The organism is Clostridium sp. NkU-1 (assembly GCA_001312405.1).
Window position 1 is genome coordinate 322,652 of the sequence record BBDR01000004.1, and the last position, 24,567, is coordinate 347,218.

At 47.2% G+C, this 24,567-nt stretch carries 20 protein-coding genes and 5 pseudogenes; 17 read left to right on the forward strand and 8 right to left on the reverse strand.

Features of this window, described 5'->3' with window-relative positions:
- Positions 1 to 194 precede the first annotated feature (194 nt).
- The 5 genes from JCM10519_RS09210 to JCM10519_RS28280 form a co-directional block, all read right to left on the reverse strand.
- Complete coding sequence (locus tag JCM10519_RS09210; protein WP_054738732.1) at positions 195 to 1,427, reverse strand: MFS transporter; 1,233 nt, start codon at positions 1,425 to 1,427, stop codon at positions 195 to 197.
- Entirely contained in the window at positions 1,424 to 1,993 is a 570-nt protein-coding gene (locus JCM10519_RS09215; RefSeq protein WP_054738733.1) for an ROK family protein, read from the reverse strand. Before JCM10519_RS09215 ends, JCM10519_RS09210 begins: the two co-directional genes overlap by 4 nt.
- Entirely contained in the window at positions 1,956 to 2,597 is a 642-nt protein-coding gene (locus JCM10519_RS09220) for a winged helix-turn-helix transcriptional regulator (RefSeq protein ID WP_054738735.1), read from the reverse strand. Before JCM10519_RS09220 ends, JCM10519_RS09215 begins: the two co-directional genes overlap by 38 nt.
- A gap of 8 nt (positions 2,598 to 2,605) precedes the next feature.
- Positions 2,606 to 3,331, reverse strand: a complete 726-nt coding sequence (locus JCM10519_RS28275) for a sulfatase-like hydrolase/transferase (RefSeq protein WP_347843654.1) — start codon at positions 3,329 to 3,331, stop codon at positions 2,606 to 2,608.
- A gap of 96 nt (positions 3,332 to 3,427) precedes the next feature.
- Positions 3,428 to 4,069: a sulfatase-like hydrolase/transferase gene (locus JCM10519_RS28280; RefSeq protein WP_347843655.1), complete on the reverse strand. Its 642-nt coding sequence runs from the start codon at positions 4,067 to 4,069 to the stop codon at positions 3,428 to 3,430.
- 301 nt (positions 4,070 to 4,370) lie between these two features.
- On the opposite strand from JCM10519_RS28280, the gene JCM10519_RS09230 reads away from it, so the two are divergent.
- The 17 genes and pseudogenes from JCM10519_RS09230 (at position 4,371) to JCM10519_RS09295 (ending at position 21,256) form a co-directional block, all read left to right on the forward strand.
- A complete protein-coding gene (locus JCM10519_RS09230) occupies positions 4,371 to 5,684 on the forward strand; it encodes an extracellular solute-binding protein (protein ID WP_054738737.1) in 1,314 nt (437 codons plus the stop codon).
- 193 nt (positions 5,685 to 5,877) lie between these two features.
- Complete coding sequence (locus tag JCM10519_RS09235) at positions 5,878 to 6,684, forward strand: sugar ABC transporter permease (RefSeq protein ID WP_347843656.1); 807 nt, start codon at positions 5,878 to 5,880, stop codon at positions 6,682 to 6,684.
- Positions 6,685 to 6,695: 11 nt separating this feature from the next.
- The gene (locus JCM10519_RS09240; protein ID WP_054738741.1) at positions 6,696 to 7,529 is read left to right on the forward strand and encodes an ABC transporter permease subunit; all 834 of its coding nucleotides are present in this window, start codon (positions 6,696 to 6,698) and stop codon (positions 7,527 to 7,529) included.
- Positions 7,530 to 7,601: 72 nt separating this feature from the next.
- Positions 7,602 to 8,852, forward strand: coding sequence for an ectonucleotide pyrophosphatase/phosphodiesterase (locus tag JCM10519_RS09245; protein ID WP_347843700.1), 1,251 nt, complete (start codon positions 7,602 to 7,604; stop codon positions 8,850 to 8,852).
- Positions 8,822 to 9,688, forward strand: a complete 867-nt coding sequence (locus JCM10519_RS09250) for an MBL fold metallo-hydrolase (protein WP_347843657.1) — start codon at positions 8,822 to 8,824, stop codon at positions 9,686 to 9,688. The genes JCM10519_RS09245 and JCM10519_RS09250 overlap by 31 nt, the downstream gene beginning before the upstream one ends.
- 110 nt (positions 9,689 to 9,798) lie before the next feature.
- Positions 9,799 to 10,418, forward strand: a pseudogene (locus JCM10519_RS09255) (MgtC/SapB family protein).
- Positions 10,419 to 10,741: 323 nt separating this feature from the next.
- A pseudogene (argS, locus tag JCM10519_RS09260) lies at positions 10,742 to 12,512 on the forward strand (arginine--tRNA ligase).
- A 679-nt stretch (positions 12,513 to 13,191) separates the two neighbouring features.
- Positions 13,192 to 14,210 (forward strand): annotated as a pseudogene (locus JCM10519_RS28285) (SNF2 helicase associated domain-containing protein); the annotation flags it as partial.
- 24 nt (positions 14,211 to 14,234) lie between these two features.
- Complete coding sequence (locus JCM10519_RS28290; protein ID WP_347843701.1) at positions 14,235 to 14,489, forward strand: SNF2-related protein; 255 nt, start codon at positions 14,235 to 14,237, stop codon at positions 14,487 to 14,489.
- Positions 14,449 to 15,333, forward strand: coding sequence for an SNF2-related protein (locus JCM10519_RS28295; RefSeq protein WP_347843658.1), 885 nt, complete (start codon positions 14,449 to 14,451; stop codon positions 15,331 to 15,333). The genes JCM10519_RS28290 and JCM10519_RS28295 overlap by 41 nt, the downstream gene beginning before the upstream one ends.
- A gap of 7 nt (positions 15,334 to 15,340) precedes the next feature.
- Positions 15,341 to 15,676 carry a C-terminal helicase domain-containing protein gene (locus JCM10519_RS28300; protein ID WP_347843659.1) on the forward strand — a complete coding sequence of 112 codons (336 nt, stop codon included), beginning with the start codon at positions 15,341 to 15,343 and terminating at the stop codon, positions 15,674 to 15,676.
- A gap of 28 nt (positions 15,677 to 15,704) precedes the next feature.
- Entirely contained in the window at positions 15,705 to 16,325 is a 621-nt protein-coding gene (locus JCM10519_RS09270) for an NAD(P)H-dependent oxidoreductase (RefSeq protein WP_054738747.1), read from the forward strand.
- Positions 16,326 to 16,440: 115 nt separating this feature from the next.
- Positions 16,441 to 18,572: pseudogene (nrdD, locus tag JCM10519_RS09275) on the forward strand (anaerobic ribonucleoside-triphosphate reductase).
- A 10-nt stretch (positions 18,573 to 18,582) separates the two neighbouring features.
- Positions 18,583 to 19,101, forward strand: coding sequence for an anaerobic ribonucleoside-triphosphate reductase activating protein (nrdG, locus tag JCM10519_RS09280; RefSeq protein WP_054738749.1), 519 nt, complete (start codon positions 18,583 to 18,585; stop codon positions 19,099 to 19,101).
- A 189-nt stretch (positions 19,102 to 19,290) separates the two neighbouring features.
- A complete protein-coding gene (locus JCM10519_RS09285) occupies positions 19,291 to 19,653 on the forward strand; it encodes a LytTR family DNA-binding domain-containing protein (protein WP_347843660.1) in 363 nt (120 codons plus the stop codon).
- A gap of 87 nt (positions 19,654 to 19,740) precedes the next feature.
- Positions 19,741 to 20,376: a DUF4318 domain-containing protein gene (locus JCM10519_RS09290; protein ID WP_054738751.1), complete on the forward strand. Its 636-nt coding sequence runs from the start codon at positions 19,741 to 19,743 to the stop codon at positions 20,374 to 20,376.
- A 175-nt stretch (positions 20,377 to 20,551) separates the two neighbouring features.
- On the forward strand, positions 20,552 to 21,256 hold the full coding sequence (locus tag JCM10519_RS09295; RefSeq protein ID WP_054738753.1) for a hypothetical protein: 705 nt from the start codon (positions 20,552 to 20,554) through the stop codon (positions 21,254 to 21,256).
- 84 nt (positions 21,257 to 21,340) lie between these two features.
- Here the strand turns inward: JCM10519_RS09295 and xdh are convergent.
- The 3 genes and pseudogenes from xdh to JCM10519_RS28310 all read right to left on the reverse strand — a co-directional run bounded on the left by xdh (position 21,341) and on the right by JCM10519_RS28310 (position 24,565).
- Positions 21,341 to 23,904 (reverse strand): annotated as a pseudogene (gene xdh / locus JCM10519_RS09300) (selenium-dependent xanthine dehydrogenase).
- Between the two features lie 17 nt (positions 23,905 to 23,921).
- Positions 23,922 to 24,257: a hypothetical protein gene (locus JCM10519_RS28305; RefSeq protein ID WP_347843661.1), complete on the reverse strand. Its 336-nt coding sequence runs from the start codon at positions 24,255 to 24,257 to the stop codon at positions 23,922 to 23,924.
- Positions 24,233 to 24,565, reverse strand: coding sequence for an FAD binding domain-containing protein (locus JCM10519_RS28310; protein WP_347843702.1), 333 nt, complete (start codon positions 24,563 to 24,565; stop codon positions 24,233 to 24,235). Before JCM10519_RS28310 ends, JCM10519_RS28305 begins: the two co-directional genes overlap by 25 nt.
- Positions 24,566 to 24,567: the final 2 nt, after the last annotated feature.

A 24,567-nucleotide genomic window follows, 5' to 3' on the forward strand; every position in this document is an offset into this window, starting at 1 on the left:
TGTGTTATAAAGGCATTTGCCAGACGCGTTCAAAATCTTAGCAGGAGAACCTTATGATTGTGGGGATAATGTTCAAAAAAGCAACCACTGTGAATGTGGTTGCTTTTTAGTTATTTTTGCTGAGATTATCCAGCTTTGGTTTGCATATTGCACAGAAACCTGTATATCATCAATTTCAATTATACAAAATTCGGCTATCTGTTCTCTGCCAGAAATTTCCTCCATCGTGGAACACATATCAAGCTTCCCAGGATTCCCACGACCGCTACCATGCATAAAAACTTCAGGATAAAGGACCAGCCCGCGGAATCCGCCAGAGCTTCCAGCCCATAGACGGCCAGGCTGCTTCCTATATAGACCGTGGAATTGAGCAGGCCGGAGATGGTGGATACCTTGCCGAAACGGATAAAATAGGAAGGGATAAAGCTGACCAGCATCACGTTGATGCCCATCATACAGGAGGTTGTCACAGCAAAGAAAACCAGGGATAAAACCAGGGATACCCCTTCAAAAATTATCAAAAAGAGAATTGAAAAGAATGAGATCACAAACAGGATCGCCGTAGTTTCCAATTCATTTTTCTTCCCTTTCCGGTAAATCAGATTGGCAAAGTATACGCCAAACAGGTTGATAAACGGGAGAAAGGCGGTGGCAAAGATGGCAATAAAGGTTCCTACCTCATAGGTATTGGAAAGGTAGGAGGGAACCCAGCCGGTCACCCCGTCCCGCAGGGCTCCCTGGATGGTCAGAAGAAAGCCGGCCAGAGACAGGAGCAGGATCAGGCTCCCTGTAACCCGGAAGGCCTGTGTATTGGTGCCGTACTGGTCCAGAGACTTCAGGTTTAAGCTGCGTGCCTTTTTTTGATATAATCCTTCCAGCCTGGTAAATCCTAATACCCAGAGAAGGGATACTGCCAGCATAAAGCCGCCGGATACCAGAAATACCATCCTCCACCCGGAAACATAGATCAGAAAGGAACATAGGGGATAGATGAGGAATACGGCTGCCGGATAAGTGGTGGCAATATTGACACAGGCCGTTTTCTGTTCCTCTTCCGGAAGGTATTCCGAGAAGATGCGCAGCAGGGGGGACCAGGTCATGGACTGGGCGGCCCCGTTGACGCACCAGACCGCTGTCATAGCTTCCGGCGAGGTAAGAAAGCACATGGAAAGGTTGGACAGGGAGGAAAGAAAGATCCCTGTGAAAATCATCCATTTGGGAGAAAAACGGTCCCCCAGAAACCCGCTGATAATCTGCCCCAGCCCATAAGTGATGAAAAAGCCGGTGCCCACCAGTCCGCAGGTGCGGTTTAAATAGCCCTCTGCAGCAATGATTTCCGACATGGAGGCAGTGTAGTTCTGCCGTCCGATATAGGTGGAAAAATAAGCGATCCAGCATAAAAGGAATAGGATACGATGCTTTTTCATTGCTCCTCCCCGGCGGTCCTGGTACAAATCTGCTTAAAATAAAATTCCCGGCTGGTGGCAATCAGACCCAGCACAGATGCCTTTTCTCCCAGCCTTGACGGGATGACAGGAACTGGGATAGCAGCGTGATCGTCAACGATTTTTTGTATCCTTGGGATCAGCTGTTCCTCAAAAGCCAGGTAGTCGCCGCCGATGATCACCAGTTCGCAGTCAATGACGGACAAAAGGTTGCAGACTGCGCAGCCTAACTCCGTGCTGATACGGTCTACCAGGGCGGTCACCTGGGGATCCTGGACCTGGTAGCCTTTGATCATATCAGGGAAGGTGACGGACTCGCTTTGGCTGTCACTGTTAAGCTGCCTGAGTATGGAGTCAATGCAGATTCTGTTTTCCAGGGAAGTGTTATTTGAGGTAAGGCTTTCCGGGGTGATGCAAAAACCGATTTCACCTGCCGCCAGATGGTTTCCCTCGTGCAGCCTCCCGTTTAACAGGATACCCGCACCCACGCCCTGGCCGCAGCTTATAAAGCTAAATGACTGCAGTCCTGGCCTCCGCCGCAGCACCATTCCCCCAGAACGGAAGCGTTGGCGCTGTTTTTATCAGGACAGGGACAGGAAAAGCCTCTGTAAGGCGTTCCTCTATCAGCCCCACGTTAAAATCCCCGTATTTGGAACTGACAATATAATTTTTATCATTGTCATTGAGGATACCGGGAGCGGATACGGCAATAGCTGCCAGGTCCTGGTGGGTAATGCACTGGGAGGCCAACAGCATGGATACTGCATTGATGCACATGGTGATCCAGGAACTCAAATCAGCGGTGGGGGTCTGCTGGATGGTAAACTGGTTGATGATGGCACCTCTTAAGTCGCTTAAGCAGAAATATGAATGCTGATATTGAAAATCCATCACAATAATATATTTAAAATTATCGCAGAAACGAAGAAGTGTCGGTTTTCTGCCGCCTCCGCTGGAACAAGCTCCTTCGCCGATCTCTTTAATAATGCCGATTTGTAAAAGAGCTGCCACATTGTCGGCCATGGATGGCTTGCTCATGTTCAGCATGCGGGCCAATTGGGCCTTGGAAGTGTCACCTTTCTGAAAAATGGCGTCCAGGATAGCCCTTTGATTAATTGTGCGGACATGGCTGAGATTTACTGTTTTTTTCATATGCGCTCCTATTTATGAGATATGTTTGTCAGCTTAAACACCGGCTTTTTCCCCGGGATCAGGGAAATGCCGTCGGAATAGCCTTCCTCCCGGTCCTTTAAGGCTTCGATGAGACGGCTTCTCAGGCAGTCGATCCGTTCCCGGCAGCCGGGATCATGGATCAGGTCGCAAAGCTCCTTTGGGTCCTGATCCAGCCGGAAATAATGCTCTTCACCGGTCTGGCTGTACCAGATATATTTGTCCGTGGGGGTGACGATAAAGTGGTTTGATATTTCCCCGCCGCTGTGTTCGCCGTGTAAGTATTCCCTGTCAAAGCCGTTTTCTCCAAACAAAGAGGAGAAAAAGCTTTGCCCATCGGCCTCATCCGGAACAGGAAGGTTCAGGGAATCCAGGATGGTTGGCATGATGTCCCTTAATTCCACCAGGTCCCTGGAAACCGGAATCTGGGTCCTGTCTGGAAACAGGTTCTTTCCCACACGAACGATCATGGGAATCCGGATGCTGCCCTGGTAAGGCTGTACTTTCCGGAACAGGCCGTGATCAAACAGCAGCTCTCCATGATCGGAGAGGAAGATCAGAATGCTGTCCTCTAAAAGTTCTTCCCTGTAAAGAGCCTGCAAAAGCCGCCCAATCTGGTGATCCATATGAGTAATGCAGGCATAGTAGCCGATCATGGCATCCTGCTTAAGCTTATCATTTTTTTGTTCCGTAAGGAGAGTCGTAAAGCCCTTCATAATCTTTTGCTTTATGGGAAAAATCCTCCCAGGTCCCCATTGCAGGAGGCGCCAGCTCCCTGCTCCGGTAGATGTCAAAATATTCCGAGGGAGCGTCTAAGGGGGATGGGGCCTTACGAAGGAGGTCATGAGGAAAAAGGGCAAGTCAGGATCCCGCTTTTCCAGGAAACGGATACTTTCTGTAACCGTCCAGTTGGTGGGATGGGACATGCTGTCATATACCCAGGGCGAAGCAATGAAGGAATTGCATTCCAGGCCGGTATCATTGACATCCGCTGCATTCCCGTACCGGTCTTTCAGCCATTTTAAATAGCTGTCACCATAAAGCTGGTTTTGCCGGGTGGGAAGACTGGGCCTGCGGTAAAAGCCGATATATCCGTCGTGAAGGGTCAGGTTATGGAAGCCGCAGCGGCGAAGGGGCGGATGAACGTGAAGTTTTCCCACCGCTTCCGTATGATAGCCGTGGCGGGATAAAACCTGGGGAAGCATGTGGGGATAATCCCAATCAATTCCGTCCTGATAGCCCACCCGGCCGTGGCGCTCCTGGCTCATTCCTGTAAACAGGGCGGCTCTGGAAGGGATGCAGCTTGGACAGGAAGCGTAGGCATTGGGGAAATAGGTGCCCTCTGCGGCCAGGGAATCCAGATACGGCGTCTGAACATCCGGGTGTCCTGCAACTCCCATACAGTCCCCTCGCATCTGGTCGCACATAATTAGAACAATATTCGGCTGTTTCATAAGCTCCTCCTGAAAATGAAATCTTATTTAGTACATTCCATGGAAAAAGAAAGTAAGGAATAATTACTAATTTCATAAAGGTATTATACGCCATTATGAAATAAATGTAAATATATTTTTAAAGCTTTGATAGTATAGTGGTGAAATGGTACGAATAAAATCAATAATCAGAATGGAAAAGATACAAAATTTACAAAAAAACTTCAAATTTCCTATTGACTTGATAAGGAAAACTTGCTAAGATGATGCCATCTACATAAAGTCCATGAAAACCTATCACCAAAAAGGAGGAGAATCAATCATGAAGAAAAGAATTGGAGTTTTCGCGTTATCTTTAGGCCTGGTCTGTTCACTTTTGGCCGGCTGCGGTAAAAGCGAACCAGCACCTGACAAATCAACTGAGGAGACAGCCACTTCAACAGGGGAGACTGCTAAGGCAAAGGAAACCAAAGCAGAGGGGGACCAGGTCACCCTGGAGTTATATCTGCAGAAAACAAACGTAGTGGATGTTTTTCAGGAATTGACTACCCGTTTCGAAGAGCAGAACCCTGGAATCAAGATTGAGCTGACAAGTGTACCGGATCCGGAGACAGCTCTTGTTACAAGAATTGCTTCTAATGATTACCCGGACATTGTGACCATCTGGCCGGCGGAAAAATTTTACCGGGATCTGATGAGAGACGGAGCCCTGATGGATATTTCCGACCAGGCGTTCTTAAACGATGTGGCAGACGAAACAAGAGAGATTGCCAAATATGACGGCAAGGATTACGCACTTTCCATGACAATGAGCGCTTACGGCCTCATTGTTAATAATAAGCTGTTTGAGGATAACGGCATCGAGAAGCCGCAGACCTGGGAAGAGCTGATTGCAGCAGCCGAAGCATTCCAGGCAAAAGGGATCCAGCCTTTTGCATTTTACGACAAATCCACAGAGCAGCTGGGACAGATGGCAGAGAGGCTTATTGGCGTGATCAACAACGACATTACTTCTCAATTTGAGAAAGTGGGAAAAAAAGAGACAACCTGGGAAAATGAAAAGGAGATGAAGGTACTGGCCGATGCCATGCTAAAGCTTCGCCAATACGGACAGAAGGATACCCTGGGAGCAGGCTATGAGGATGCGTTCAACGATATCGCCACAGAAAAGGCAGCCATGATCTTTTATGGAAGCTGGGGCATTCAGACGATCCTTAACTTAAATCCGAATCTGGATATTGAAATGATAACCATCCCCAATCCTACGGGAGAAGCCAGCAAGATTCCTGCCAGCATTGATACGGCGCTTTCCATTACAGAAAGCTGCAAGAACAAGGAGGCAGCCCTTAAGTTCCTGGAATTCATGGGCTCCAAAGAGACCGCACAGTATTATGCAGACACGGAGAAGAATCCATCTGTTATCAAGACCGTAGATTACAAGCGCCCGCAGCTTCAGACCATGAGCGAGAAGCTGAAAGCAGGAGATATGTTCTTCAGCCCATCCGTATATTGGCCGGCAGGCTTTCGCAAGAGCTGGGAAGCTCCCCTGCAGCAGATGATCCTTTCCAAGGATGTGGATGCGTTTTTAAAGGACAGTGATTCTATCAGTATCGAGTATTTTGCAAATGAACAATAAGCAGCCGTAATCTGTATTGGTGCCGGTATGTGCTATGTGATGCGGCTGCCGTTTCCCGGTAACTCCTATTAACGGTGGCCGCACTCTGATAGAGGGAGACAGAAAATGAACAGCCAAAACAAAAGGATGACGTTTTATAAAAAAACAGTCCATTATTTTGAGCCTATTTGCAATTCCGCAGGCAATTGTCTATGTGATCTTTTTTATTGCCCCGATCATTGGCGGAATCATTTACAGCTTCACTGATTATAACGGAATCAACAAAAAGCTGAACTTTGTGGGGCTTGAGAACTACCGGGCAGTATTCAGTAATTCCCGTTTCTTGAAAACCGTAATGTTCAATGTAAAGTACAGCGCTCTCCTGGTTATATTCATCGTGTCTTTAAGCCTGATACTTGCAATTATCTTAAACAGCAGCCTACAGGGCAAGACCGTGTTCCGTTCTGTGTTCTTCTTTCCGGCAGTGCTTCCGCTGCTTACCATGGGACTGGTGTTTAACAGCATTATCACAAAGGGCCTGCCCCAGCTTGGTGCAAACCTTGGCTTTGAAAGCTGGGAGATCAGCCTTTTGTCAAAGCCGGATACCGCCATGTATGCCATCCTGTTCGTAGCCATATGGCAGGGCCTGGCCATTCCCACGGTACTGTTTCTTGCAGGGCTTCAGACCGTTCCCAGGGAGTTGGAGGAATCTGCAAGCCTGGATGGGGCTACAGCATGGAATAAATTCCGGTTTATCACCCTGCCGTTTCTGGTTCCAACCATTACCATGGTATTTGTGCTGACCTTAAAGCAGGGGCTCATGGTATTTGACCTGATTATGTCCATGACCCAGGGGGGGCCGGCAGGATCCACGGAAAGCATGGCAATGCTGATCTATAACCATGGCTTTGTGGAACGCCGCCTTAGTGTGGCCATGGCAGAGGCCCTGATACTGGCAGTGATCGTCTGCACCGTTTCATTTATCCAGATTGTCTGGTCCAACAGGAAGCGCATCTATTAGGAGGGTATGGCATGAACCAACGTAAAATACTAAATGCAGTGAAGTACGGGATCCTGGTGTCAGGCTCTGTCCTGATTTTCCTTCCGATGATCCTGGTGGTAATGACTGCTTTTAAGTCAAATCTTCAGATCGCGGAAAGCTGGTTTTCCATTCCGGTTCCGCTGTACCTGGATAATTTTAAAACCCTGTTTGCAAAAAATGAGCTGAAATATGCGTTCTTAAACTCTGTTGTGATTGCAGGCGTTTTCCTGTTTATCAGTACGGTAACATTGCCGCTGACAGCCTACGGTGTATCCCGGACCATGGCTAATAACCGTTTTCTCCGGTTTTTTTACTACTTTTTGATTATCGGTCTCTTTGTCCCCTTCCAGGCGAAAATGATTCCTTTAATCATGATCGCCAGCAAGCTGGGAATGATGAACGTGCCGGGAATTATCGTGCTGTACATCGCCGGTTCTACCTGTGAGGGCGTATTCCTGTGCGCCGGTTATCTTCAGTCTATCCCGCCGGACATGGAGGAAGCTGCCTATATAGACGGAGCAGGCTTTTTCGGAACCTACAGCAAGGTAATTCTGCCCCTTATGAAGCCAATCCTTGCCACGGTGGCAATCCAGAATGCGCTGTGGGTATGGAATGATTTCCAGTTACCCCTGCTGGTGCTCAATAAATCGTCCAGGTTTTGGACGCTGATCCTTTATGTATATAACTTTAAAACAGCATATCAGACGGATTTTGGTTTGATTTTTGCCTCATTCCTGATCTCCATGCTGCCAATCATGATATTCTATATTCTGATGCAGAAGCAGATTATCGGAGGCTTGACAGCAGGGGCTGTGAAAGGATAAAAAAGGAGTTGCGATGAAAAAAAAGAAGCTGATTTTGGTATCCTTTGATGCCTTGTCCTGTACGGATTTAGAATATGTAAAACCTTGCCTCATTTTTCCAGGATCATGAAAGAGGGAGCTTATTGCACTCATGTGCATTCCGTGTACCCATCCCTTACGTTTCCCAGCCATGCCAGCATTGCCACAGGCTGCCGTCCTTCCTCCCACGGAATCGTGAACAATTATGTGCTGGAGCCTTTTGCCCGGATTCATAAATGGAATTTTTACGCCTCCAGCTTAAAGCGCAGGGCCATATGGGACTATGCTGCAGAGAACGGAAAACGGGTGATGAGCATGTCCTGGCCGGTCAGTGCAGGAGCGAAAATGTCCTATTCCATGCCGGAAATGTCTCCGGTCAAGCCCAAGGTCTGGAATATGGACAGCTTTATGAGCCAGATGAAAGTGCTCTGCAAGTACGGGACTCCACGCTTTGCCATGAGGACGCTTTTGTCAGACAGGGAACTTCCCAAGGCATGGTTTCTTGGAAAACAGCCCAATCTGGATATGTCCATGATGGACCGATTCCTGGACGCTGTGAACCGGTATGATTTTGATATTGCCATGCTTCATATTTATGGCCTGGACGATGCCAAGCATACCTACGGGATCTATTCCAGAAAATGCCAGTATTATCTGAAGGAGTACGACAGATTTGTGGGGCAGCTCATGGATTATGCAAAGCAGTGCAGTGATGAGGATGTGACGCTCCTGTTCACAGGTGACCATTCCCAAAAGCAGGTGTCCTATGCCATTCACGGTAACATGGTTCTGGAACGTCTGGGCTGCTGCACTTATGAAAATCAAAGACTTACCAGCTACAGGGCTTACTTAGACTCCGGCGACGGAATGGCTTATATCTACATAAAGGGCGGCGACAGAGAGGCTGTAACCGCCAGGATAAAGGAAGCCTTTGCCGCAAACAGGGGGGTAAGCCGGGTAATGGAGAAAAAGGATTTTGAGAATCTGGGCTGCGGCAAAGAAGCGGATCTGGTTCTTGAAGCAAAGGATGGCTATTACTTTGAGTCCGGATATGAAGAAGCTGCGGATGAGGAAGGGATCGTGGACAGCCATTACCAGGGGGTACACGGGTATCTTCCCGATGGAGCCGATTACCAGACCATGATGTTTGCATGGGGAGAAGACGTGGCACCTGTCCGGGTGGAGACCATGGGAATCATTGATATTCTGCCTTCGGTCTGCCAATGGCTGGATATGAAAACTGATCCGGTGGATGGAACCGCCAGGACGCAGATGTGGAAAAAAAGAACGGGGGGAGATTCCTGATGGAGATCCGGTATTTAGGTACAGGAGCGGCGGAAGGGATTCCCGCCGTTTTCTGCCAGTGCGAAACCTGCAGGAGGGCATCAAAGCAGAAAGGGAAGGACATCCGTACCAGGTCCAGCGCCCTTATTAATGGCAAGCTTCTCCTGGATATTTCTCCTGACCTGTATTTCCACAAGCTTCGTTATGAGCTGGATTTGTGGAAGGTAAAAGCAGTCTGCGTCACTCACTCCCACAGCGACCATTTTGACGGCGAAGAACTGACACGCCGCAGCAGCGCCAATTACTGCTGCATCCGTGATGAGAAACCATTGGCAGTCTATGGAAACTCCAAGGTCCGCCGCATGGGCAGGGAAAGCTTTAAGGAGGAATTCGGAAAGGAGGAGGATCCGTCCGTGGTATTTCTTCCTGCCCAGCCGTTTACGGAAATCAGGGTTGAGGAACTGACGGTCATTCCCATTCCGGCAAACCATGATCCCAGGGAAATGTGCTTTATTTATCTGATAGAAGAGGGAGAAACCAGGATCCTCTATGCCAATGACACAGGTCTTTTGGGACCAGAAGCTTATGATTTCCTGAAAGGAAAGAGGCTTTCTCTTGTCAGCCTGGATTGTACCTTCGGTGACAGCAAATATCACGGCGGTTTTCATATGGGAATAGAAGAAAATCTTGCTGTTGTAAAATCTTTGGAGGAAGCAGGCTGTCTGGCCCCCTCCACCGTGATCGCTGCAACCCATTTTTCCCATAACTGCAATATGAGCCATCAGGAGCTGGAACAAAGGCTTGGGGAAGCGGGAATCCGGGCGGCCTGGGACGGGATGGAGCTTAAATGGGAATAATCGTAAATATATGATTTCATATATAGGAAGGGGGAATATTGATGCCTAACGGGGATATATTTGAAAGCATAAATCTGGTATCTGTGCTGACGCGTCTGACCCTTGCGGTAATGCTGGGAGGAATTCTTGGATTTGAGCGGGGAAGAAAGCGCAGGCCCGCAGGCCTGCGTACCTATATGATCGTCTGCCTGGCATCGGCCTGGTGATGATCACGGGAGAGTACCTGGTGGAGCGCTACCAGACCGGCGATCCGGCTCGTCTGGGCGCCCAGGTGATCAGCGGGATCGGCTTTCTGGGTGCAGGCACCATCATCATTACCTCCAAGCAGGTCAAGGGACTGACCACCGCTGCAGGACTTTGGGCGTCAGCCTGCCTTGGCCTTGCAGTAGGGGCCGGCTTTTATATGGGTTCTGTGCTGACCGGTATATTCCTGCTGCTCATCATGTCCCTGATGCAAAAAATCGACCGTTACTTATGCCTGCGCTCCAACCACATCCATTTCTTTGCAGAGTTTAAAACTATGGAGTCCATGGGGAATTTTATCCAGCAGCTCCGGGAAATGGGCTGCCAGCTGGATGATCTGGAAGTTAACTCCAGAGAAGGCTATACGGACTATGTGGGCGCCACCTTTTGGGTGAAGATGGATATGCCGGTGAATCATATAGAAGCGATTCAGAAAATGAGCGGAATAAAAGGGGTGAAATATCTGGAGGAGCTGGAATATATGTGAGATGGGAAGCTCTGGCCCGCCATTGCCAGAAATGCTGCGGGGAATGCAATAAGAGAATATTGCAAGCGTAAAAGGTAAATATTATAAAATAGTAAAAAGAAAGCACCTTTTTGGGAAAAGATAAGGATTGTGCGATCCTCTTAACTTAAAAAGGCGCTTATTTTATTACCGGATCCCCCTTTCCTGGCCAGGTGGCTAAAGATCATGGAGCAGTACAGTTTTGGAAAAGAAAAGGGAAAAGAATTTGATTTTTAAGATTACTTGTAATATAATTAATATTTAGCGTAGAAATATCTGGAATAAAAAAAGGAGACCAGGAACTGATGAAGAAGATTCTTGATTTGATTACAGCAGAGATGAAGGCAGCATTTGCGGACTGCGGATATGATGAGGCTTATGCAAAGGTAACCTTATCCAATCGTCCGGACCTTTGCGAATACCAGTGTAACGGAGCCATGGCAGCAGCTAAGGCTTATAAAAAGAAACCTTTTGACATTGCAGCCGAAGTGGTGGCAAAGCTTACGGGAAGTCAGGTATTTTCTGCAGTGGATGCAGTGATGCCGGGATTTATCAATTTAAAGCTTGACTCCGATTATCTGGCAGAATATATGAACGGCATGTCTGACGAAGAACAGTGCGGCTGTGAAAGAGCAGAAAATCCCATGACAATTGTGGTGGATTACGGCGGAGCCAATGTGGCAAAGCCTTTGCACGTGGGCCATCTCCGTTCCGCCATTATCGGGGAAAGCATTAAGAGAATGGGCCGTTTTCTTGGCCATCAGGTCATTGGAGATGTTCACCTGGGAGACTGGGGCCTTCAGATGGGGCTGATTATTGAGGAGCTTAAGGACAGAAAGCCGGAGCTTCCTTATTTTGACCAATCCTATAAAGGGGAGTATCCAAAGGAAGCACCTTTTACCATCAGTGAGCTGGAAGAGATATACCCGGCGGCCAGTTCAAAAGCCAAATCAAATGAAGAATTCAGCGCAAGAGCGCATGACGCCACTTTAAAGCTGCAAAATGGTTTCCGGCCTTACCGTGCCATCTGGCAGCATATAATAGAAGTTTCTGTTTCCGATTTAAAGAAAAATTACGGAAATCTCAATGTTTCCTTTGATTTATGGAAAGGAGAAAGCGATGCAGAACCTTATATTGCCGGTTTGATTAAGGAACTGGAAGACAAGGGCCTTGCTTATGAAAGCCAGGGAGCTCTTGTTGTGGATATAGGGGAAGAGGGGGATACCAAAGAGCTTCCTCCCTGTATTGTAAGAAAGTCGGACGGTGCGGCCCTTTATTCCACTTCCGATCTTGGAACCATCATTGAGCGTGAGAAAGAGATAAAACCTGACTGGTATATCTATATTACGGATAAACGTCAGGAACTGCACTTTATCCAGGTGTTCCGTGTGGCAAAAAAGGCCGGCTTTGTATCACTGGATAAGAAAATGTCCCATCTTTGCTTCGGAACCATGAACGGAAAAGACGGAAAGCCTTTTAAGACAAGGGATGGGGGAGTCATGCGTCTGGAGACCCTGATATCGGATATCAGCCAGGCAGCTTACGAAAAGATCATGGAGAACCGTACCGTTTCTGAGAAAGAGGCGGAAGAAACATCTAAGATCGTAGGAATGGCAGCCTTAAAGTATGGGGATCTTTCCAATCAGGCATCCAAGGACTATGTGTTTGACATGGACCGTTTCGTATCCTTTGAAGGAAATACCGGCCCTTACATCCTTTATACCATCGTAAGAATTAAGTCCATTCTTGCAAAATATCAGGGCCTTGAGGACAAATATCAGGGTGAGGAACGGATTCTTGCAGCCGCATCAGAGGCGGAAAAAGATCTGATGCTCCAGCTTTCCAGATACAATGAAATCATGGAAACAGGCTTTACGGAGCTTGCACCCCATAAAATATGCCAGTACATTTATGAACTTGCCAATGCATTTAACCGCTTTTACCATGATACCAAGATCATATCCGAAGAGGATAAAAAAACGGCAGGCATCCTGGATCCGCTTAATCAGGCTTACCAAGGATGTATTAAATGCATGCATTGGCGTACTTGGAATTGAGGCGCCGGAACGAATGTAAATGGTGAACGGATGTGAGAAACTATGAAAGTATCACACTTGACGACAAATACCTTCTGGAAAGGCGAATCAGGTGTCAGTGCCTGGTGGAGGATCAGGGAAAGGAATATAAGGCAAATCTGCATATCAAGGGTAGTCAGGTCTTTGACTACTCTTGTTCCTGTGCCCAGGGAAATTCCTACCTTGGCATATGTCCTCATTGTAAAGTTCTGTTTGATGCGTATAAAGAACAGGAATCAAACCATGGAAGGCCGGTGACCACTTCCCAGCAGGCAAGAGCCATGATCCGGGAATATACCAATCGGGAGGTGTCCCGGATCATGAGCGAGGGAGAAGAGGAGCAGGTAAAGCTTTCGGTATCCCTCCTGGTCAGCCGAAGGGAAGTGAAGCTGGAGTTTAAGCTGGGAAGGGACCGGCTTTACATGGTGAAGGATCTGGCTGCTTTTGCAAATGCGGTGGAAAATGGCACCTATGTGGAATACGGCAAAAATCTGGCATTCCATCACACACCTTCTGCCTTTGCCAAAGAAAGCCGTCCCCTTCTGGAATTTGTACAGGAGATTGTGAATGCGTATTGTGAGCATTATGAACAGTTCCAGAAAAGTTCCTTTTCCACAAAGCCAGTTCTGCGGTTTTTAAATTTAAGCCGTGCAAACCGGGACCGTTTTTTTGGAATCATGATGGGAGAAACCCTGGAATTTGAGGATTACAAGGGCAAAAAGCGGCAGCTTGCGATCGTGGACCGCAACCCGGACTTAAAGGTTACGGTAAAGCGCCAGGGCCGGGATGGAGTATTGGTGTCCATTGACCAGGAGCTTTTGGCCTTTGAAGGGGAACACCGTTTATATCTTGCAGACACGAAACACTTATACTGCTGTGACCAGTCCTGCAGCGAGGCTCTTTCCGTATTTCTGGGGCAGATGATGGAAGGTTTAAACTCCTATGAAACGGAAATCAATAACAAGGATATGCCTCTTTTTTATGAACGGGTTTTAAAGAGGATTGCAGCTTACTGCACCATTGATTCCAAAGAAGTGGATCTGGAATCTTATAAGCCGGAAGAGCTGAAGGCAAGGTTTGATTTTGATTCTGACGGCCAGGGCGGGCTGATTTTAAAACCGACCCTTTCCTATGGGGATTATTCTTTTCAGCCCGTAGAGGACGAGCGCCTGCCCCGTACCGTGTGCCGGGATATACCGGGAGAGTTCCGAATCAGCCGCCTGATCACCCGGTATTTTAAATATAAGGAATATGAATCAGAATATCCGGCCATTCGGGATGACGAGGAAGCGGTATACCGGTTACTTACGTCAGGGATGAGTGAGTTCATGGCATTGGGCGAGGTTTATTTTTCTGAATCCTTTAAAAAGATAAAAATTCTTCCTCCCCCAAGGTATCCATTGGGGTCAGGAGCGTGGGGAACTGGCTGGAACTGGACGTGGATACGGACGGGCTGTCAGGAGAGGACTTAAGCAGGCTTTTGGAGGTGTACAGCCAGAAAAAGAAATATTACCGTTTAAAAAGCGGAGAATTTATAAGTCTTGATGACAACGGTCTTATGACCGTTGCAAAGCTGATAGAAGGGTTGTCCGCTGACCCTGATATGTTAAACAAGTCTTTCCGCCTTCCCAAATACAGGGCTCTTTATCTGGACAGCATCCTGAAAGAGGGAAATGGCATAACCCTTTACCGGGACCAGCTTTATAAAGCGGTGGTCCGGGGGATGAAGTCTGTAGAGGACAGTGATTTTGAGATTCCCCAGTCTCTCCGCCACGTGCTGAGAGGATATCAAAAGACAGGATACCGCTGGCTTAAGACCTTGGACAGCTACGGCTTTGGTGGAATCCTGGCCGACGATATGGGTCTTGGAAAGACCCTTCAGGTCATAACCCTGCTCCTTGACGAAGCAGGAAAAAAAGGAACATACCACCTCCCTTGTGGTTTGCCCGGCATCCCTTGTATACAACTGGGAGAATGAATTTCATATCTTTGCCCCTTCTCTTAAAGTCATGACAATCACTGGCCAGGCAGGAGAACGGGAAGAGCTGTTAATGCATACGGATGAAAAAGATGTGCTGATTACTTCCTATGATTTATTAAAACGGGATATAGATTTTTATAAGGACAAGTCTTTCCGCTTTCAGATCATTGATGAGGCCCAGTACATCAAAAATGCGTCCACCCAGAGTGCAAGAGCGGTAAAGAGCATTGATGCAGGGAACCGGTTTGCCTTAACCGGTACTCCTATTGAAAACCGTCTGTCAGAGCTGTGGAGCATTTTCGATTTTCTGATGCCGGGATTTCTCTTCACCTACCGGAAGTTTAAAAAGGAGTATGAACTGCCCATTGTCAGGGACCAGGAAAAAATGGCGCTGGAGGGACTTCAACGCCTGATCGGCCCCTTCCTTTTAAGGCGGCTTAAGAAAGACGTTTTAAAAGAACTGCCTGATAAGCTGGAAACGATTGTTTATTCCGCTTTTGATAAGGAACAGAGGGAGTTGTATACGGCAAACGCATTCCGCTTAAAGCAGGAGCTTGAAAGTCTGGGAGACAAGTCTGGAAGGGATAACATCCAGATTCTTGCGGCCCTTACCAGACTCCGGCAGATCTGCTGCGATCCTCAGTTATGTTATGAAAATTACAAAGGTGGATCGGCAAAGCTGGAAACCTGCATTGACCTGATCCGGAACGGAGTAGAGGGAGGACATAAAATCCTGCTCTTTTCCCAATTTACTTCCATGCTGGATGTAATTGCAAAAAGGCTGAAAAAAAGAAGCGGTTCCTTACTACATGCTGACCGGAGCAACTCCCAAAGAGGATAGGCTCCATATGGTAAATTCTTTTAAAGATGATGGGATCCCCCTGTTCCTTATTTCCTTAAAGGCAGGCGGAACAGGACTTAACCTGACTGCGGCAGACGTGGTCATACACTTTGATCCATGGTGGAATGTGGCAGCTCAGAACCAGGCTACGGACCGGGCCCACCGGATCGGCCAGGAAAAGCAGGTAAGCGTATTCAAGCTGATCACAAAAGGTACGATTGAGGAAAATATTTTAAAGCTTCAGGAATCCAAGAAGGATTTGGCAGAACAGATTATTACAGAGGGAACCGTGTCCTTAAGCAATCTGACCAAAGAGGATCTGTTGGGGCTTTTGGATATTTAGAGAATTTAAATGAAAGGATGGATGAGTGATGAAAGTATTAATGTTAAATGGAAGCCCTCATGAGAGAGGCTGTACCAACCGCGCCCTTCTTGAGGTGGAATGGGCTTTGAATGAGGAAGGCATAGAAACAGAAATTCTTCATGTCGGGAGCCAGTCTGTCCATGGCTGTATTGCCTGCCAGAAATGCTCGGAAACTGGAAGGTGCGTATTTACTTATGACATGGTTAATCAGGTGCTGGAGAAGATGGAAACAGCGTCAGGGCTGGTTGTAGGTTCCCCGGTTCACTATGCTTCCCCCAACGGCACAGTGCTTTCCTTCCTGGACCGCTTATTTTACGCGGGAAGAAACTTTGCTTATAAGCCGGGTGCGGCGGTTGTTTCCGCCCGCAGGGCAGGAACCACAGCTTCTCTCGATGTTTTGAACAAATATTTTACCATTGCCCAGATGCCGGTGGTTTCATCCTCTTACTGGAACATGGTTCACGGATTTACGCCTCAGGATGTGGAGCAGGATTTGGAGGGACTTCACACCATGAGAACTCTCGGAAAAAATATGGCATGGCTTTTAAAATGTCTGGAAGTGGGAAAAGCCGCAGGAATCAGCCTTCCTGCCCGGGAAGAAATTCCCAGGACAAATTTTATCCGCTAAGGTGGAAAAAAATCCCCTTTACTTTTTTTATTTGTAGTGTATAATGAGATAGGCACTATATATAGTGATTCAAATTTCAAAGGTACAAAATATAGAAGAGGTTAAGGTGACAGGGATGATTAAAGTTCAAAAACGTGATGGCAGAGTTGTGGAGTATGACAGGGAAAAAAATCATTACAGCCATTCGGAAAGCCAATGCAGAGGTGGAAGTTTCTGAACGGGCCGGGGAGGAAATGATTGATGCAATCCTGGATCATGTGGAGAGAGAATACGATGGCGTGATCAGTGTGGAAGCCATTCAGGACATGATCGAAAGCAGTCTGGTAAATAAGAACAAATATACGCTTTCCAAAAAAATACATCATTTACCGTTACCAGAGGGCCTTGCTTCGGAAGGCAAACACAACTGATGAGTCCATCTTAAAGCTGATTAAGAATGAGAACAAGGAGCTGGCAGAGGAAAACTCCAACAAGAATACCATTCTGGCATCTACTCAGAGAGATTACATCGCAGGAGAGGTGTCCAGAGACTTAACCAGAAGGATGCTGCTTCCGGAACGGATTTCTCTTGCCCATGACCAGGGATCCATTCATTTCCATGATGCGGATTATTTCGTTCAGCCGATTTTCAACTGCTGTCTGATCAATATCGGTGATATGCTGGATAACGGCACCGTAATGAACGAAAAGATGATTGAGAGTCCTAAGAGCTTTCAGGTGGCATGTACTGTCATGACCCAGATCATCGCTGCTGTTGCCAGCAATCAGTATGGCGGCCAGTCCGTAGATATCCGGCATTTGGGAAAATATTTAAGAAAAAGCAATGATAAATTCCACAAACAGATCCGTGAAGAATTCGGGGATACGGTTACTCCTGAGATGGTGGAAAAAATGGCTGCCGTCCGTCTGAGGGATGAGCTGAAATCCGGGGTGCAGACCATTCAGTATCAGATCAACACCTTAATGACGACCAACGGCCAGGCCCCATTTGTGACCCTGTTCTTATGCCTTGATGATAACGACGAATACTTAAAGGAAAATGCCCTGATCGTGGAGGAAGTCCTCCGCCAGAGGCTTGAGGGGATCAAGAACGAAGCTGGTGTCTATGTTACTCCTGCATTTCCTAAACTGATTTATGTTTTAGATGAGAATAACTGCTTAAAGGGCGGAAGATATGATTACATAACAAAGCTGGCAGTGAAATGCTCTTCAAAACGCATGTATCCGGATTATATTTCTGCTAAGAAAATGAGGGAAAATTACGAAGGGAATGTATTCAGCTGCATGGGCTGCCGGAGCTTCCTGTCTACATGGAAGGATGAGAATGGCAACTACAAGTTTGAGGGAAGATTTAATCAGGGAGTGGTAAGTCTTAACCTGCCGCAGATCGGTATCCTTGCAAAGGGAGATGAAGATACCTTCTGGAAGATTTTGGAAGAACGTCTGAATCTGTGCTATGAGGCCCTGATGTGCAGGCATAAGTCCCTGGAAGGCACCCTTTCTGATGTAAGCCCGATTCACTGGCAGTATGGCGCCATTGCAAGGCTTAAAAAGGGAGAAAAGATCGACCCGCTGCTTCACAACGGCTATTCTACCATATCCCTGGGATACATCGGCCTTTATGAGATGACAAAGCTCATGAAGGGGGTAAGCCAGACAACTCCGGAAGGAGAGGAGTTTGCTCTTCGTGTCATGAATCACATGCGGGAGGTTGTGGATCAGTGGAAAAAGCAGACCGGCCTTGGCTTTGGCTTATACGGAACACCGGCAGAATCTCTCTGCTACCGGTTTGCCAAAATTGACAGGGAGCGATTCGGAAACATACCTGATGTGACGGACAAGGGATATTACACCAACTCTTATCACGTTGATGTACGGGAGTCCATTGATGCGTTCAGCAAATTTTCCTTTGAAAGCCAGTTCCAGAAAATATCCTCCGGCGGATCCATATCTTATGTAGAGGTTCCAAACATGCAGAACAATCTGGAGGCAATGGAAGAAGTGGTGAGATTTATTTACGATAACATCCAGTATGCGGAGTTTAATACCAAATCAGACTATTGCCAGGAATGTGGTTTTGACGGTGAGATCATCATCAATGACGACATGGAATGGGAATGCCCTCAGTGTCATAACAAGGATAAGAGGCGGATGAATGTGACCAGAAGAACCTGCGGCTATCTGGGAGAGAATTTCTGGAATACCGGAAAGACAAAAGAGATAAAATCCAGGGTCCTTCATCTGTAGGAGGTGTGCCATGAATTATGCGACCATAAAACCTACGGATGTAGCCAATGGCCCGGGAGTCAGGGTATCTTTGTTTGTCAGCGGATGCACCCACCGCTGCAGGGAGTGCTTTAATTTCGAGGCCTGGGATTTTCATTACGGCCAGGAATATGGGCCGGAAACCCAATCAAAGATATTGGAATATTTAGACCATGCCTACATTGCCGGCTTAAGTCTTCTGGGCGGAGAGCCCATGGATCCGAAAAATCAGAGGGGCATCCTGTCTTTGGTGGAGAAGGTAAAGGAACGTTTTCCGGAAAAGACAATCTGGTGCTACACCGGTTACGATTTTGAAAAGGATATCCTGGCTGACATGGCTGGAAAGCTTTCAGAGACAAGGCGGATTTTAGACTGTCTGGATGTTCTGGTAGACGGTAAGTTTGAAGTGGAAAAAAAGGATTTAAAGCTGCGTTTTAGAGGGTCAGCCAATCAGAGAATCATTAAAGTACAGGAATCCCTTGCTTTGGGTGAGGTTGTGCTTTGGGAATAGAAAAACAGGGTATTTTGCTGCATGCCGCAAGGGCGGAAGCAAAATACCCTGTTTTTTGATTCAAGGGAAATTGCGTCCTATGAATCAAGCCCAATGCTTCTTACCGTTTAAAACCGGCCGCTTACCCATAAACCCTGTGAATACGGATTTAAATGTGATATGATGAATTTGCAGACAGGAGGAAACAGTATGAAAGTCAATATTAAAACAATCATCCGTGAGTCGGAAGAATCTGCGGATCTGTACATTCATGAGCGGGATGATACAGTGGACCGTCTTGTGGAATATCTGGAACAGGATTTATTCCGGTCGGTAATGCTCATGTGTCAGAAGGGAGAAAAGATCTGCCGGGTTCCAAGTCTTGAAATTTATTTAATTGAAACGGTAAATGAAAAGCAGGTGGTTCATACAGAACAGGAAACTTATGAGCTGAATAAGAGGCTTTATGAGCTGGAACGGCTTCTTCCGTCTAATTTTATCCGGATATCCAAGTCTGTGATCATGAACATAGATAAGGTAAGGAACTATACCCCCATGCTGAATGGCTTATGAAGGTTTCCCTGTTAAATTCCCAGGTAACTTATATTTCCAGGAAATATTTAAAAGAGGTAAAAGACAGGATTTTGGAGGTGAGGCATTATGAATAAAAATGAGGGGAAACGAGAAGCTTTTTGGGAAATTCTGATTTCCGGGGCCGATCTGGGAACGATCTTGTTTGCCGGTGCATTAGTGGGACTTTGGCTCTGTTCCGGAAAACAAGGGCTGGAGATCGTCATGGACCGCCTGGGCCTTATATTTCTTATCTATCTTGCAGCAGGCTGCCTGCTGCAGCTCTTTAAACGGCTTCCGGAAATGGATTTAAGCTGGCTTAGGGGAATGGCTTTTGTATACTGGTATGAAATTTTGATGATCCTCTTATTGGTCCTTGCTCAATTTCTTCCGGATTATTTAAGATACATGATTTTATCGGATGCTGCTGTTCTTTTTGGAAGGTGGGCGCTTAATTACCTTTACGCAAAGCTCACTGCCAACCAGTTGAATATGACAAAGGGAGGGCGTACCCTGGTCATTGACTTAAATGAAAAGCCCCGCACAAAAGAAGAGTTTTTCTCTCACCTGGAAGATTACTGCATCAGGAACCGTATGTGTCTGGAGTATATAAAACGGGATATTCCGGCTGAGGTGAAGATTGACGGAGTTCTTCATGAAGTGGATCTGAAAAGCTATTATACTTATGGGGGAGCGGTATACACCATGGATATCACAAAGCTTTAACAGACAGTTTAATGGGGCGCTCTTAGGATGTGCAGTTCCTGGCAGAATCCGCGGCAGCAGATGCCTGCGCTCCAGAGGATTCTTCTATGCATCGATATCTATGGAAAAAGAACTTGAAATATGACTCAGATCGGTTATCCTGAAAGTAATAGGAATGGATAAGGAGAAGACTCATATGAATGATCGAATGGAAAAGGCTGAATCCGTTTTAGAACTGCTTCCCGGATTTCAGTATCTCTATAAAGGGGAAGTGAATACAGACACTGTAAAGTATCTGATAAAGAAGGGCTGGGCATTGGAGGCGGAAGACTGCGGAACGGTCCGTCTGGCCTCTCTGGCCGGAATGGATAAGAACGACATTTATTTCCCGGCTCCTAATAAAGAGCCGGAGGCCATAAAAGCGGCCATTGGAACATGCAGGTTCGTTGTCTCCAGTTTAAAAGAAATGGAGCTTATCAATGAAGCGGCAGCCGGATATCTGGCTCCGGGACATCTGGAAGTGGTAGGAATTGCCGTGATTCCAGAAGCATATGACAATGGAAAACTGCCGGGGTTCCCGGTAGAGGAATTATCCCAATTATCCGCAGAAGCCAGAAAATTGCGATTCCTATCCATACGTGGCTGCTTCATCCAGGGAAATACAAAAGGACTGTCCGGAGAAAGTCTTGGACGATATTTGAGGGACTGCTATGAAACCGCCAAACTGGTTACCACAACCATACCCTGCGGCATGTCCTATATAAATGCAGGCAATTCCATGGAACCTGCTGTTCAAACCATGAAATCAGGCCAGGAAGCGTTGGAAAAGCTTCAGACCGCTGCTAAGATCATGGTCAACCAGAATCAGACCGCTTTTTATGCGAAACTGCTGCTTCAATAGTAAAAAACGCAATAATAGAAAAACCTCCCCGCTGCGAGAATCTGTATCCGACTCTCATAGCGGGGAGGTTTTTCAAAGATCCAATTATTTCTTTCTGTAATACGTGCCCTTTAACGGCAGGCTCTGTCTGAATACTCCATCCAGCCTGTAGTAAGCGTGAGCACAGGCGGGAGAGGTGGGGATCATGCACAATTCCCCGCATCCTTTGGCACCAAAGGAATAAGGCAGTTTATCCTCTTCCGTTGGCTGGCAGAGAATAACTTCCAGTTCAGGTGCCTCGTCTGCTCTCATAAATCCTATGGTTCCGAATTTACTGACAGGATAACCGTTTTCACATTTAAACTCTTCTGTAACACCGTAACCGATTCCCATGATCATACCGCCTTCAATCTGGCCTTCTACCGATTGAATGTTTACTGGAGTTCCCACATCAAAGGCAGATACTGCCTTGGTGATTTTTCCTTCTTCATTTAAAATAATTACCTGAGTTCCATAGGAATAAGATACGTGGCTCACAGGATTATCCTTGATGGCTCCCAGAGGATCTGTTTGTGCAGAATATTCTCCGAAGAATTCCTGTCCTTCCAGGTCAGCCAGGCTGTTTCCGCTGTTTAAGGCGCATTTCAGCTTTTCGCCGGCTCTGCGGGCTGCTTCCCCTGTGACAACCGTCTGGCGGGAAGCAGTGGAGGTTCCGGAGTTAGGTGTCCGTATGGTATCTGCCGCTTCAAAGATAAAAAGGGCAGGATCAAGTCCGGATGCATGACAGATTTCGGTTAAAGCCATTTGGCCGATTCCCTGGCCCATACAGGAGGCAGAGGTACGGATGTGAACCTTTCCCTGCTCAATGGAAAGAAGGACACGGCCTACATCCATTTTACCCATTCCGGTTCCGGCATTTTTAAAGCCGCAGGCAATTCCGGCATATGGATTGGAATAATAAATATCCTTTACAGCATCAAGACAGGCTTCCATATTGGTATTGGGGTCAGCAGTCTGTCCGTTTGGAAGGATATCACCTGGCTTGATGGCATTCCGTCTTCGGATTTCCCAGGGATCCAGACCGGCCATTTCTGCCAGCAGGTTGATATTCATTTCCGTTGCAAAGCAGCTCTGGGTTACGCCAAAACCGCGGAAAGCGCCGGAAACTACGTTGTTGGTATAAACTGACATACCAAAGATATCAATGTTCTGATAGTTATAAGGGCCGGCTGCGTGGGTGCAGGCGCGGTGGAGCACTGGGCCTCCTAAAGAAGCATAGGCTCCCGTATCGGCAATGATTACACCCTTCATGCAGTCAGGCGTCCGTTTTCGTCACAGGCTGTGGTGAATTCCATTTCCATGGGATGGCGCTTTACATGGTAATTTAAGGATTCCTGACGGCTGTATTTGATCTTAATAGGTTTTTTGGTATACCAGGCCATTAAGGCAGCATACTGCTGTACCGACATATCCTCCTTGCCGCCGAAGCCGCCGCCTACTAAAGGTGCATGGCAATGAACCTTTTCTTTTGGAAGGCCCAGCATCTGGGCACATTCTCTCTGGACGTCATAAATAGACTGGCTGGTAGTATAAATCAGAAGGCCGTCTTCCCCTTCAGGAAGTGCCACGCAGCACTCCGGCTCCATGAAACCGTGCTCCTGCCAGGAGGTTTTGTATTTTCTTGTTACCACATATTTTGAATTCTTAATGGCTTCATCTGCATTACCCCGTATAAGGTTTGCACGGCTCATGATGTTGCCGTCTTCATGAATGAGAGGAGCATCTCCCTTTAAAGCCTCATAAGGCTGGTGATGGCAGGAAGCTCGGTATAATCAACGTCAATGAGAGCCAGGATTTCTTCCAGGGCTTCTGCACGGGTCGACGCAATGACTGCCAGGGCATTTCCAACGTAGCGGGTGATATCTCCTTCACCCATGAGAACATCCCAGTCCTGCTTAATGTGGCCGATCTTATTACATGGCACATCCTTTTTCGTCAGGATTTCCACACAGTCCGGGTGCTCCAGCGCTTTTGACACATCGATCCGGTTGATCATGGCTCTTGGATACTTGGAATACAGGCACTTGGAATACAGCATGCCAGGCAGATACATATCATCGGCAAAGATTCCGGTTCCATTTACTTTTTCTGCAGCATCAATGCGCTTAAAGTGCTCGTTCATGTGAAGGGCAGCAGGCGGAAGGGGGATCTCCAGTTTTTCTCTGAAAAAGTCGGCAGCAAGAAGAATGGCATCTTCAATCTTTTTATAACCGGTACAGCGGCATAAATTGCCCTTGATTGCCTTTTTAACTCCAGCTCTTGTAGGAGTGAGATTGGTATCAAGAAGGCTTTTGGCGGAAATGACCATTCCTGGAATACAGAAACCGCATTGAACCGCACCGGCCTCTGCAAAGCAGTGTTCATAAATCTTCATTTCTTCCGGGTCAATTCCTTCTACGGTAAGAATGTTTTTTCCCTCCAATGTGCTGATTTTAGGGACACAGGCCTTGACCTTTTTTTCCGTCAATAAGAACCGTACAGGTTCCGCAGGCGCCTTCGCTGCAGCCATCCTTTGTAGCGGTCAGATGAAGGTCATCACGTAAAAAGCGAAGCAGCTTTTTGTCGTGGGGCGTTTCGTAGTTCCGCCCATTGATGTGTAATATGTACATGTGTAAACTCCTTTCGGCTAAATGCCTTTTTCTTCTAAGAAATCCTTAAGCAGGTTCATACAGACTGCTTTTCGGTATTCTGCAGATACACGGCCTCTGGTCAATACAAGGCGCTCCCCGTAAGCAGACAGCAGTTCTTCTTTTAAAGCGCTGGCTTCTTTCAGGGTTTTTCCGGAAAGTCTGGCTTCTAAATCCTGAAAACGGAGAACCGTATCGGATACTGCGCCGAATGCGGCAGCCATTTGCTTGATCCGTCCATTCTCTAAAGTCATAAGTCCTGCAAATGAAACGCGGGAGATGGCAAGAGCGTTTCGCCCGCCGACTTTTTTTATAATAATAATGATCCAGGCCACGTTTGGGGAGGAGTATCTCCACGATCAGCTCCTCTGGCTTTAAATCCAGCTTTTTTTCTTCCCTGATAAAAGTCTTCAACGTTTACGGTCCGCTGTCCGCAGACGGAGGCAAGACGTATTTTTGCACTGCAGACAAATAGAATCAGCACGGAGTCTGCTTTGGCAGATCCGTTTCCGATGTTACCGCCAAAGGTTCCTGTATTCCGGATCGCGGGGGCAGCAATTTTTGCTACAGCTTCTTTCATAAGCGGGGGGATAAGGTCAGATTCCAGTGCCTCTGTAAATGTGACACAGGAACCGATGGAAATAT

Bases quoted from the DNA above. Each gene is read 5' to 3' on its own strand.
- JCM10519_RS09210 (WP_054738732.1), bottom strand. From the start codon at position 1,427: ATGAAAAAGCATCGTATCCTATTCCTTTTATGCTGGATCGCTTATTTT.
- JCM10519_RS09215 (WP_054738733.1), bottom strand. From the start codon at position 1,993: ATGGTGCTGCGGCGGAGGCCAGGACTGCAGTCATTTAGCTTTATAAGC.
- JCM10519_RS09220 (WP_054738735.1), bottom strand. From the start codon at position 2,597: ATGAAAAAAACAGTAAATCTCAGCCATGTCCGCACAATTAATCAAAGG.
- JCM10519_RS28275 (WP_347843654.1), bottom strand. From the start codon at position 3,331: ATGAAGGGCTTTACGACTCTCCTTACGGAACAAAAAAATGATAAGCTT.
- JCM10519_RS28280 (WP_347843655.1), bottom strand. From the start codon at position 4,069: ATGAAACAGCCGAATATTGTTCTAATTATGTGCGACCAGATGCGAGGG.
- JCM10519_RS09230 (WP_054738737.1), top strand. From the start codon at position 4,371: ATGAAGAAAAGAATTGGAGTTTTCGCGTTATCTTTAGGCCTGGTCTGT.
- JCM10519_RS09240 (WP_054738741.1), top strand. From the start codon at position 6,696: ATGAACCAACGTAAAATACTAAATGCAGTGAAGTACGGGATCCTGGTG.
- JCM10519_RS28290 (WP_347843701.1), top strand. From the start codon at position 14,235: ATGAAGTCTGTAGAGGACAGTGATTTTGAGATTCCCCAGTCTCTCCGC.
- JCM10519_RS28300 (WP_347843659.1), top strand. From the start codon at position 15,341: ATGGTAAATTCTTTTAAAGATGATGGGATCCCCCTGTTCCTTATTTCC.
- JCM10519_RS09270 (WP_054738747.1), top strand. From the start codon at position 15,705: ATGAAAGTATTAATGTTAAATGGAAGCCCTCATGAGAGAGGCTGTACC.
- nrdG (WP_054738749.1), top strand. From the start codon at position 18,583: ATGAATTATGCGACCATAAAACCTACGGATGTAGCCAATGGCCCGGGA.
- JCM10519_RS09285 (WP_347843660.1), top strand. From the start codon at position 19,291: ATGAAAGTCAATATTAAAACAATCATCCGTGAGTCGGAAGAATCTGCG.
- JCM10519_RS09290 (WP_054738751.1), top strand. From the start codon at position 19,741: ATGAATAAAAATGAGGGGAAACGAGAAGCTTTTTGGGAAATTCTGATT.
- JCM10519_RS09295 (WP_054738753.1), top strand. From the start codon at position 20,552: ATGAATGATCGAATGGAAAAGGCTGAATCCGTTTTAGAACTGCTTCCC.